This is a genomic window from Streptomyces alkaliterrae, assembly GCF_007097205.2.
GTDB classification, from domain to species: domain Bacteria; phylum Actinomycetota; class Actinomycetes; order Streptomycetales; family Streptomycetaceae; genus Streptomyces; species Streptomyces alkaliterrae.
This window is the reverse complement of record NZ_VJYK02000214.1, coordinates 1-9,457: the sequence shown is the minus strand read 5'-3', so window position 1 is coordinate 9,457 and position 9,457 is coordinate 1. Positions and strand designations below refer to the sequence as shown.

Sequence of the window (9,457 nt, the reverse complement as noted above, 5' to 3'; positions counted from 1 at the left end):
CCGCCCGCCGTTCCGACCGTGATCAGCGCCACCGGCCCGAGCCGTCCGAACCGGGCACTCGGCCGCTGGTCGGAGCGTTCCACTCAGGGATACGTCAGGGTCCGTTCAGGGGAGGACCGGGGGCGGGAGCACTCCCGGCCCGGCCGCGGGCCGCCTAGCATCGGTGACGTATCGACCACACGTACGCAGGGAGGCCGCCGACCGACGGCGGCCGACGGGAGGCAGGGAAACAGCATGAGCGTCAAGGAATCCTTCACCGGAATGCCGTCGTGGCTGAAGTGGGTCGCGATCATCGTCGTCGCCCTCGTCGTCTTCAAGGCCGTCACCTGGCTGCTCGCCGTCGTCTTCACGCTGCTGTTCAAGCTGCTGCTGTTCGCCGCGATCGTGGCCGTGCTCTTCTTCGTCGTGCGGAAGTTCATGTCCTCCTCCTCGTCGTCCGGAAGCGGCTGGTAGGCCCGCCCGGGACGTGCGTTCGGACGCGGCCGTGCCCCGAGCGGACTCAACCCCGTTGTCAAACGGGTGACTTTGAACCTCCCGGGATTGTGGGGTTTGTCGATCTTGGTGGACGATTCACCACAGAGGTTCACCGATACCCATCACGGCCGAGCACGAGAAATCGGGGGCAGCGCAATGGGTGAGACAGTTCAGGCGCACGTCATGATGAGCTTCCTGGCCTCAGAGGAGCTCGCGTTCCGAATCCCGGTGGAACTGGTCTACGAGGCGCAGGACCCCTACGCCGTGCGTTTCACCTTCTGCCTGCCGGGAGACGCCCCCGTCAGCTGGGTCTTCGGGCGCGAACTCCTGGTGGACGGCATCACCGGGCAGGCCGGCGAGGGGGACGTGCACATCGGGCCCGTCGACGACGAGTACCTCGCCGACCTGCACATCCAGCTCCACGCCGGCGCCGAGCGCGCCGTCTTCCGGGTCAGCGCGCCGCCGCTCGTCGCGTTCCTCGACCGCACGGACCGAATCGTTCCGCTCGGTCACGAGAGCGCGGAGAACGACATCGACGCCGAACTCGACCGCATCCTCACCGGCGGCCGCGCCTGACGCCTCATCGCGTCGGGCGGCACCGCGCGTCAGCGCTTGCGGCGTCGGCGGCCGCGGCCGCCGACAGGCGCCGGGTCGGGCCTGCCCAGCCCGGCCGACGCCACCAGCGCCGCCAGCGCCGTCGTCACCGGCACCGACGCCACCAGGCCGATCGAGCCGACCAGCGTCCGTACGATCTCCTCGGCCACCAGCTCACTCGTCGCGACCGTACCCACGCTCGCCTCCGCGATCGAGAACAGCAGGAGCAGCGGCAGCGCCGCGCCCGCGTACGCGAGCACCAGCGTGTTCACCACCGACGCGATGTGGTCCCGCCCGATCCGCATCGCGGACGCGTACACCCGACGCCAACTCGCGGACGGATCGGTCTCCTTGAGCTCCCACACGGCGGACGTCTGGGTCACCGTCACGTCGTCCAGCACGCCGAGCGAACCGATCAGCACACTCGCCAGCAGCAGGCCCCGGATCTCGATGTCCGGATACAGGCTGTGCACCAGCGCCGTCTGGTCGTCCGTGTTCCCCGACAGGCTCGCCCAGCCGATGAACAGCGAGCCCAGCAGCCCGATCAGCACCAGTGAGATCAGCGTGCCGAGGACCGCCACGGACGTCCGCGCCGAGAACCCGTGGCACAGGTACATCGTCACCAGCATGATCGCGCTGCCCCCGACCACGGCCACCACCAGCGGGTTCGAGCCCTGCAGGATCGCCGGCAGGATGAACAGCACAAGCAGCGCGAACGTCACCACCAGACCGACCAGCGCGAGCAGCCCGCGCAGCCGTCCGATCGCCACCACCACGAGTGCGAACAGCGCCGCCAACACCACCATCGGGAACGTGCGGTTCACGTCTACGACGCTGTACTGCAGCTCCTCCGGAGCCTGCGGCGCGTACGCGACGACCACGTCCTGACCCGTCGACAGCCGCCGCGTCGCGTCCGGCGTCACGATCTCGGTGAACTTCCGCCCCACGTGCGGACCGGTCGTCACCTCCACCTCCGCCTGCTGGCAGCGGCCGCGCGCCGACGCGTCCGCCTCCGCCTGCTCGACGTTGACGTCCCGGCAGTCCACCTCGACCACCTGCGTCACCCGGGCCTGCTCCATCTGCCGGTCGAAGCCGACGCCCGTGCGCCCGCCCTCACCCTCCGGCGCGCCGCCCGGCCACAGCAGGACGAGCCCGGCGAGCACCGCCGTCGCGAACGGGATCAGGACCGCCGCGATCACCTTCCGCAGATGCCGGGAGACGGGCGCGGCCGGGCCGTGCGCGTGCGCGTGACTGTGCAGGTGCCCGTGCCCGGTCGCCACCGCGCCGTGCTCCGGCGGCGGACCGCCGTATCCGTGCCCGTGCCCGCCGCTCCCGCCGTGCCCGTGCCCGCCGCTCCCGCCGTGCCCGTGATCACCCTCGCCGTGCCCGTGCCCGCCGTGGTCCCGCCCCTCCTCCCCTCCGCGCGCCGACGCGTCGCCGCCGTGCCGCTCCGGTCGCCGCCGGCCGTCCTGGTGCTCGCTGTGTGACTGGTCCACGGACCGATCATCGCAAGACCCCCTGGCGCGACGAAGGGGCGAACCGCTAGCGTGGGGGTGCTTTTGCACATCGCGGGAGCTCCGAGCACGGGGCTGAGAGGGCGCTGACCTTCCGTACACCGGAAACATCCGGAAACGTACGGACATCGCTGCGTCGACCGCCGAACCTGTTACCGGGTAATGCCGGCGTAGGGAGTGGGTCTCATGACCATGCAGGATGCACGCATGCCCGAAGAGGGTCAGCCGCGTGAGATCGGCTGGCACAAGGGCTACGTGAGCGGTTCGCGCCCGGACATCCGGGTGCCGGTCCGCCGCGTGCACCTCACCAACGGCAAGGACGTGACGCTCTACGACACGTCGGGTCCGTACACCGACCCCCAGATCGACACCGACGTCCGCCGCGGGCTCGCCCCGCTGCGGGACAACTGGATCATCAGCCGCGGCGACACCGAGGAGTACCCCGGCCGCGAGCCGCAGCCGGAGGACGACGGCATCCGGCACACCTCGCCGCGCGGCGGGCTGCGCAACCTCGACGCCGTCTTCCCCGGCCGCCCCCGCCTCCCGCGGCGGGGCCGCACCGGCGCCGACGGCCGTCGCCTCGCCGTCACCCAGCTCGCGTACGCCCGCCGGGGCGAGATCACCCCCGAGATGGAGTACGTCGCGATCCGGGAGAACCGCAGCCCGGAGTTCGTCCGCGACGAGATCGCCGCCGGGCGCGCCGTGCTCCCGGCGAACGTCAACCACCCCGAGATCGAACCGATGATCATCGGCAAGAACTTCCTCGTGAAGGTCAACGCCAACATCGGCAACTCGGCCGTCACCTCCTCCATCGAGGAGGAGGTCGAGAAGATGACGTGGGCCACCCGCTGGGGCGCCGACACCGTCATGGACCTCTCCACCGGCCGCAACATCCACACCACCCGCGAGTGGGTGCTGCGCAACTCCCCCGTGCCGATCGGCACCGTCCCGCTCTACCAGGCGCTGGAGAAGGTCGACGGCCGCGCCGAGGAGCTGACCTGGGACGTCTACAAGGACACCGTCATCGAGCAGTGCGAGCAGGGCGTCGACTACATGACCGTCCACGCGGGCGTGCTGCTGCGGTACGTCCCGCTCACCGCCCGCCGCAAGACCGGCATCGTCTCGCGCGGCGGCTCCATCATGGCCGCCTGGTGCCTCGCCCACCACAAGGAGAGCTTCCTCTACACGCACTTCGAGGAACTCTGCGAGATCCTGCGCGCCTACGACGTCACCTTCTCGCTCGGTGACGGCCTGCGCCCCGGCTCCATCGCCGACGCCAACGACGAGGCGCAGTTCGCCGAACTCCAGACCCTCGGCGAACTCAACCGCATCGCCAAGGCCCACGATGTGCAGACCATGATCGAAGGCCCGGGTCACGTCCCGATGCACAAGATCAAGGAGAACATCGACCTCCAGCAGGAGATCTGCGAGGAGGCCCCGTTCTACACGCTCGGCCCGCTCACCACAGACATCGCGCCCGCCTACGACCACATCACCTCGGGCATCGGCGCAGCGATGATCGGCTGGTGGGGCACCGCGATGCTCTGCTACGTCACCCCGAAGGAGCACCTGGGCCTGCCCAACCGCGACGACGTGAAGACCGGCGTCATCACCTACAAGATCGCCGCGCACGCGGCCGACGTCGCCAAGGGCCACCCGGGCGCGCAGGACTGGGACGACGCGTTGTCCGACGCCCGCTTCGAGTTCCGCTGGGAGGACCAGTTCAACCTGGCCCTCGACCCGGACACGGCCCGCGAGTACCACGACGAGACCCTGCCCGCGGAACCCGCCAAGACGGCCCACTTCTGCTCGATGTGCGGCCCGAAGTTCTGCTCGATGAAGATCTCCCAGGACATCCGCCGCGAACACGGCGGCGACCTCGGCGGCCCCGCCCTCGGCGCCGAGGAGATCAAGGCCGGCATGGCCGAGAAGTCCAAGGAGTTCGCCGAGTCGGGCAACCGCGTCTACCTGCCGCTGGCTGACTGACCCTCCGGCGCCGGATCGTCGTCCACCACGCACCCGGCCCGCCGGTACGGAACCTCCCGTACCGGCGGGCCGGGTGCGTACTGTGCGGCCGTGATCAGCTCACGCGCTCGTTCGTCGAGGTCCGCCGCGACCACCGCGGACGCAGGTCGAGTGCGAGGTGCGGGGCGAGGGCGTGAAGGAAGTCCGGGGCGTCGAAGATCTCGCCGGCGGAGGCGACGCCCACGGTCCTGGTGCGGCCGGTCAGGACGCGTTCGAGGGCTTCGACGACCAGCGGCGCGGTGACGGCGTAGATGTCCTGGCCGCTCGCCGTGGCCCGGCGCTCGGCTCGGCCCGAGCGCACGACGGCGTCGACCAGGAAGGTCTGGTCGGAGCGCCCGCCCGGGTCGGTCGCGGTCGGGGCCGGGGTGCCGGGGGCGGCGACGTCGCGGACCGCCTCGACGGTCATGTAGGTGGTCACATCGGCGATGGACAGGTGCTGGGCGACGGTGACCACGTCCGCCATCGTGAACTCGCCGATCACGTCCCGGGGCCCCACCGGTTCCGGGAAGGTCCACCGCAGAGCGGGCGCGGCGTCCGCGCGCCGCTCCCACCGTCCGCCGCGATAGCGCAGGCGGACGTCGCCGCGCCGCTCACGGGAGACGGCACCGGACAGGCGGGTGCCGGCGGTGGGATGCCAGCTGCTGAGCGCGTAGGCGATGTGGGCCTCGTCGGCCGCGGCCCAGTCGCCCATCGCCGCCGTGGCCAGCAGATCGCCGAGCCCTCCGAAGAAGGCCATGGCGGGGACGATCACCGCTCCCGCGCGCTTGGCCCGTTCGCGGTAGTGGGCGAAGGTGTCGAGATTCGCTTCGAGCTCGGCGGCCACGTCCAGGTAGGGGATCTTCGCACGGAGTGCGGCTTCGATCACGGGGCCGGTGGTCGTCGCGAAGGGGCCGGCGCAGTTGACGACCGCCGCCGTTCCCGCCAGGGCCCGGTCCAGCGAGGCCGGATCGTCGACCGATGCCGGCCGGGGCTCGAGGCCGTGCTCGTCGGCCAGCTTCCCCAGGGCCTGCGCGTCGCGCCCGGAGGGCACGGGGACGAACCCGCGCGCAACCAGCTCCGCGACCACGAACCTCCCGGTGTGACCGTACGCGCCGAACACCGCCACCAGCCGACCTGGCCCCATGAGACCGCTCCCGTGTAAGCGAACACCGCCGCGCTGCCGTTTCCTCCGCGGCCTGACAACCACATCCTGGCCTCGCGGCGGCATCCCGCAGGAGAGTCGGAAACGACATGGCACGTACAGTTTCGGACATGCCCGCTGTCGCGTTGGCCGTCACCGACGGCATGCTCCACTACGAACTGTCCCTGGCCGTCGAGGTCTTCGGCGCCGACCTGACCCACCTCGTGGAGCCCTGGTACGACTTCACGGTCTGCGGAAACGGCCCGGTGCGCCTCGACCGGTTCCGCCTCGAACCCGACCACGGACTCGACCACCTCGCGCACGCGGACACGGTGATCGTCCCCGGCTGGGCCGACACGGACCGCGAACCGCCCGCCGACCTGGTCGAGGCGGTACGCGCCGCCCACACCGCGGGCGCCCGCGTCGCCTCACTGTGCACCGGCGCCTTCGTACTGGGCGCGGCCGGACTGCTCCACGGCAGGCGCGCCACCACACACTGGGCTCACACGCGGGAACTGGCCCGGCGCCACCCCCAGGCGACCGTCGATCCGGACGTCCTCTACGTCGACAACGGCGACGTCCTCACCTCCGCCGGCAAGGCCGCCGCCATGGACCTGTGCCTGCACCTGGTCCGCCTCGACCACGGCTCGGCCAACGCCAACAAGGTCGCCCGCCGTCTGGTCACCCCACCGCACCGCGACGGCGGGCAGGCCCAGTTCATCTCCACCCCCGTGCCCGAGCCCGGCGACCACCCCCTGGGCGAACTGCTCCCCTGGGCCCTCGAACGGCTGGACCAGCCGCTCACCGTGGAGCACCTGGCCCGCCAGGCCCGCATGAGCTCACGCCACCTCGCCCGCCACTTCAGACAGCTGACCGGCACCACGCCCCTGCAGTGGCTCCACGCCCAACGCGTCCGCCACGCGCAGGAACTCCTGGAGACCACCAACGCCACGGTCGACACCATCGCCACGGCCACCGGCATGGGCACCGCCGCCACCCTGCGCCGCCACTTCCACCGCAGCGTCGGCGTCCCGCCCGACACCTACCGCCGCACCTTCCGCCCCTGAGCGTGCCGCCCCTGAGCGTGCCGCCGCTGAGCGTGCCGCCGCCGAGCGTGCCGCCGATCTCACGCCCGGGCGTAGGTGAGGCAGTCGACCTGCTCCTGCTCGTAGCCGACGCTGATGGACGGCGCGTGGCACTCCAGCGAGCTGTTGTGCCGGCAGTCGGCCATCTTGCACGCGCCCACGCGGCCGGTGACGGACGGCTCCCCGCCTTCCATGTCGGCGCTCACGAACGTGTCGCAGGTCGGGTTGCTGACATCTCCCACCGTGATCGCCACGGCGTGGCAGGTGTGCTCCTGGTTGTAGGCGCAGCCCTCCGCCGCGCATTCGCTGATGACCGGAAGTTGCATGACGGGCGTGGCTGCCATGGCAGAACCCACTTTCTCAAGCTGGTGACCGCTCCCTGCCTCAACTCCACGATCTGCCAGCCCCGGCGCCGCCGCATCTCGACGGGAGCCGGACGGCGCGAGCGCGTCGACCTGTCGCTGGTGGCCGGAGGGCCGCCACCCGGGCCAGCAGGCGGCCCACTCGACGGCAACCGTGGCCTCCTGCTCTTCTCTCCACGCCTGCACTCAGCGCTGAGGGCACGTGCCATGGCCGGACGGGCACGTCTACGCTCGATCGGGAGATCACGTGTCGAACAGAGGGGGTGGGGGCCGTGGATCTCACGGACCTGGTCGAGGTGAAGTCGGTCGAGCGGCTGGGCGAACTGCTCGGTGAGCCGACGCCGTCGGCGGCGGGCAAGGCGCGGAGCGCCCTCCACGAGTACGACAAGCAGTGGCTGGCCGCCTCGCCGCTGTGCCTGATGTCGACCTCCGCCGCAGACGGCACGTGCGACACCTCCCCCAAGGGCGACCCGGCCGGCTTCACCCTCGTCCTCGACGACACGACGATCGCCATACCCGACCGGCCGGGAAACCGGCGCGGCGACGGCTTCCGCAACATCCTCGGCAACCCGCACGTCGGACTGCTCTACCTGATCCCCGGTCGTGGAGACACCCTCCGCATCAACGGAAGAGCCCGCATCCTCGAGGACGCCCCGTTCTTCGACCGGATGGTCGTGAAGGGAAACCGCCCGAAGCTCGCCCTGCTGGTCGAGATCGACGAGGTCTTCCACCACTGCGCGAAGGCCTTGCTGCGCTCCGAGCTCTGGAAGCCGGAGAGTTGGAACCCGGACCTGGCTCCGCCGCGCGTCCGGATCGCCAAACTCCTGGAACGCCGCCCGGAAACCCTGGAAGAACTCGAAACCCACTACGGCCCCGACTACGCCAAGCGCCTCTACGGCTGACGCGCCTACGGCCCCGTAGGCCGCTCGCCGTGTTCGAGGTACAGCGGTCGGCCCTGTGTCCTGGCGGCGGCGGCCTGCGTCACCCGACGGGCAAGCCTCGGGATCAGAAGCTCCTCAACCGCGTTGACCGGGTGGAACTCGGACGGGCGGTGCGGTGTGGCGTAGGGGTGATGCTCTACGCCGCACCGCGCCGGGGAGGTGGCGGCGTCAGACGCCGGCGGCCGGGGTGGGGTCGCACGAGCGGAGTGCGGTGACGTAGTTGGACTGGGTGCCGTAGCCGGAGAAGGTCGCCCACTCGCCGGGCTGGATGACGCGGCACGGGGCGTCCTGGCCGTTGGTGTACTCGACCGTGACGGCGACGGCGGCGTCACAGCCGTTGGCCACGTGCGTGTAGCGCCAACTCGAGTGGTACTGCACGCACTCCGGCGGCGCGGTGTTCACCGCCGCAGCGGCGGACGGGGTGGCGGTCAGGGCCATCAGGAGGCCCGCCGCTGTGGTGGCGGTGAGGGCGGCCGGGTGCGATATGCGCGACAGGAGGTTGCTCATGGCGAGGATCCTCAGAGGTGCCCGCGTCTTGCGCAAGTGCTTGCAATTGTTTTCAGTCAACTGGTCTGCAAAGAGGGCGAGATGTAGGTCCTGGGCGGAATCTGCGGGTGGAATCTCTTGCAGAGATCAGGGGTGGGTGGTGGTCAGATGATGGAGGATGGTGTGGGCGGCGCGGTGTACCGCTTCGCGGGCGGGGTCGGTGTGGTGGACCGTCTCGAAGCCGTGGGGGGCATCCGGTAGGTCGATGAGGTCGACGGTCGTTCCGCTCTGCTCGGCGGCGCTGAGGAACGCCGTCACGGTCTCGGCGATCTGCGGCATCTCCCGTCCGACGCGGGTGAGGACTATCGGCGGGGTCGTGCCGCGCGAGGTGCGTAGGGCGGCGGCGGGCCGGAAGCGGGAGTCGGAGAGGCCCCAGTTGGGGAGCGGGGCCAGGATCGGGTACGTCAGCGCGATGCCGCGCAGCCACGGGGGCGGCGCGGCGAGCCAGTCGGCGGCCAGCAGGCCGCCGCCGGAGAGGAACCACAGCGCGATGCGGTCGGCGTCGACGCGTGGGTCGGCCCGGACGCGGTCGACGGCCTCCGCGACGTCGCCCGCCGCCGTTCCGAACGCGCCGAGGTCGTGGAGCCGGTGGTGCACGGTCGCAGCGACGGCGCCGAGGGCGGCGACGTGCTGGCCGTAGCCGCGCAGGGTCGGCCAGTCGAGCGGCGAGGGCCGCACGTCGGGCGGCAGTGGACCGCCGTGGACGAACAGGATCGCGGGCGCGGGGCCGTCGCCGCCGTCGGGGAGGTGGAGTTCGAGGCGGCCGGTCCGCTCGCGGGGGCGCGGCGGCGTGGGT

General features: G+C 71.2%; 10 protein-coding genes. 5 read left to right on the top strand and 5 right to left on the bottom strand.

Annotation, left to right across the window (positions count from 1 at the left end):
* Positions 1–234: 234 nt before the first annotated feature.
* Positions 235–453: a DUF5326 family protein gene (locus FNX44_RS18770; protein WP_143649453.1), complete on the top strand. Its 219-nt coding sequence runs from the start codon at positions 235–237 to the stop codon at positions 451–453.
* Between the two features lie 177 nt (positions 454–630).
* Positions 631–1,050 (top strand): SsgA family sporulation/cell division regulator, encoded by a 420-nt coding sequence (locus FNX44_RS18765; RefSeq protein ID WP_143649452.1) that lies wholly within the window; start codon positions 631–633, stop codon positions 1,048–1,050.
* Between the two features lie 29 nt (positions 1,051–1,079).
* Here FNX44_RS18765 and FNX44_RS18760 read toward each other — a convergent pair whose 3' ends face one another.
* On the bottom strand, positions 1,080–2,564 hold the full coding sequence (locus FNX44_RS18760; protein WP_143649451.1) for a YibE/F family protein: 1,485 nt from the start codon (positions 2,562–2,564) through the stop codon (positions 1,080–1,082).
* A gap of 204 nt (positions 2,565–2,768) precedes the next feature.
* On the opposite strand from FNX44_RS18760, the gene thiC reads away from it, so the two are divergent.
* A complete protein-coding gene (gene thiC / locus FNX44_RS18755) occupies positions 2,769–4,568 on the top strand; it encodes a phosphomethylpyrimidine synthase ThiC (RefSeq protein ID WP_143649450.1) in 1,800 nt (599 codons plus the stop codon).
* A gap of 94 nt (positions 4,569–4,662) precedes the next feature.
* On the opposite strand, the gene FNX44_RS18750 is transcribed toward thiC, so the two are convergent.
* Positions 4,663–5,730: a saccharopine dehydrogenase family protein gene (locus tag FNX44_RS18750; protein ID WP_153507446.1), complete on the bottom strand. Its 1,068-nt coding sequence runs from the start codon at positions 5,728–5,730 to the stop codon at positions 4,663–4,665.
* A 128-nt stretch (positions 5,731–5,858) separates the two neighbouring features.
* On the opposite strand from FNX44_RS18750, the gene FNX44_RS18745 reads away from it, so the two are divergent.
* Positions 5,859–6,794 carry a helix-turn-helix domain-containing protein gene (locus FNX44_RS18745; protein ID WP_143649449.1) on the top strand — a complete coding sequence of 312 codons (936 nt, stop codon included), beginning with the start codon at positions 5,859–5,861 and terminating at the stop codon, positions 6,792–6,794.
* Between the two features lie 59 nt (positions 6,795–6,853).
* Here the strand turns inward: FNX44_RS18745 and FNX44_RS18740 are convergent, their stop codons facing one another.
* Complete coding sequence (locus FNX44_RS18740; protein WP_228450003.1) at positions 6,854–7,156, bottom strand: DUF1540 domain-containing protein; 303 nt, start codon at positions 7,154–7,156, stop codon at positions 6,854–6,856.
* 290 nt (positions 7,157–7,446) lie between these two features.
* Here FNX44_RS18740 and FNX44_RS18735 point away from each other — a divergent pair, with 290 nt between their 5' ends.
* Positions 7,447–8,076, top strand: coding sequence for an MSMEG_1061 family FMN-dependent PPOX-type flavoprotein (locus FNX44_RS18735; protein WP_143649448.1), 630 nt, complete (start codon positions 7,447–7,449; stop codon positions 8,074–8,076).
* 207 nt (positions 8,077–8,283) lie between these two features.
* Here the strand turns inward: FNX44_RS18735 and FNX44_RS18730 are convergent, their stop codons facing one another.
* Both FNX44_RS18730 and FNX44_RS28110 read right to left on the bottom strand, forming a co-directional pair.
* Positions 8,284–8,622, bottom strand: a complete 339-nt coding sequence (locus FNX44_RS18730) for an alpha-amylase inhibitor (protein ID WP_143649447.1) — start codon at positions 8,620–8,622, stop codon at positions 8,284–8,286.
* A 126-nt stretch (positions 8,623–8,748) separates the two neighbouring features.
* Positions 8,749–9,457, bottom strand: a 709-nt coding sequence (locus FNX44_RS28110) for an alpha/beta hydrolase (RefSeq protein ID WP_369123540.1), incomplete at its 5' end; no start/stop codon positions are given.

What these genes read in the sequence shown, in the direction of transcription:
- FNX44_RS18770 (WP_143649453.1), top strand. Translation starts at nt 235, where the DNA reads ATGAGCGTCAAGGAATCCTTCACCGGAATGCCGTCGTGGCTGAAGTGG.
- FNX44_RS18765 (WP_143649452.1), top strand. Translation starts at nt 631, where the DNA reads ATGGGTGAGACAGTTCAGGCGCACGTCATGATGAGCTTCCTGGCCTCA.
- thiC (WP_143649450.1), top strand. Translation starts at nt 2,769, where the DNA reads ATGACCATGCAGGATGCACGCATGCCCGAAGAGGGTCAGCCGCGTGAG.
- FNX44_RS18750 (WP_153507446.1), bottom strand. Translation starts at nt 5,730, where the DNA reads ATGGGGCCAGGTCGGCTGGTGGCGGTGTTCGGCGCGTACGGTCACACC.
- FNX44_RS18745 (WP_143649449.1), top strand. Translation starts at nt 5,859, where the DNA reads ATGCCCGCTGTCGCGTTGGCCGTCACCGACGGCATGCTCCACTACGAA.
- FNX44_RS18740 (WP_228450003.1), bottom strand. Translation starts at nt 7,156, where the DNA reads ATGGCAGCCACGCCCGTCATGCAACTTCCGGTCATCAGCGAATGCGCG.
- FNX44_RS18730 (WP_143649447.1), bottom strand. Translation starts at nt 8,622, where the DNA reads ATGAGCAACCTCCTGTCGCGCATATCGCACCCGGCCGCCCTCACCGCC.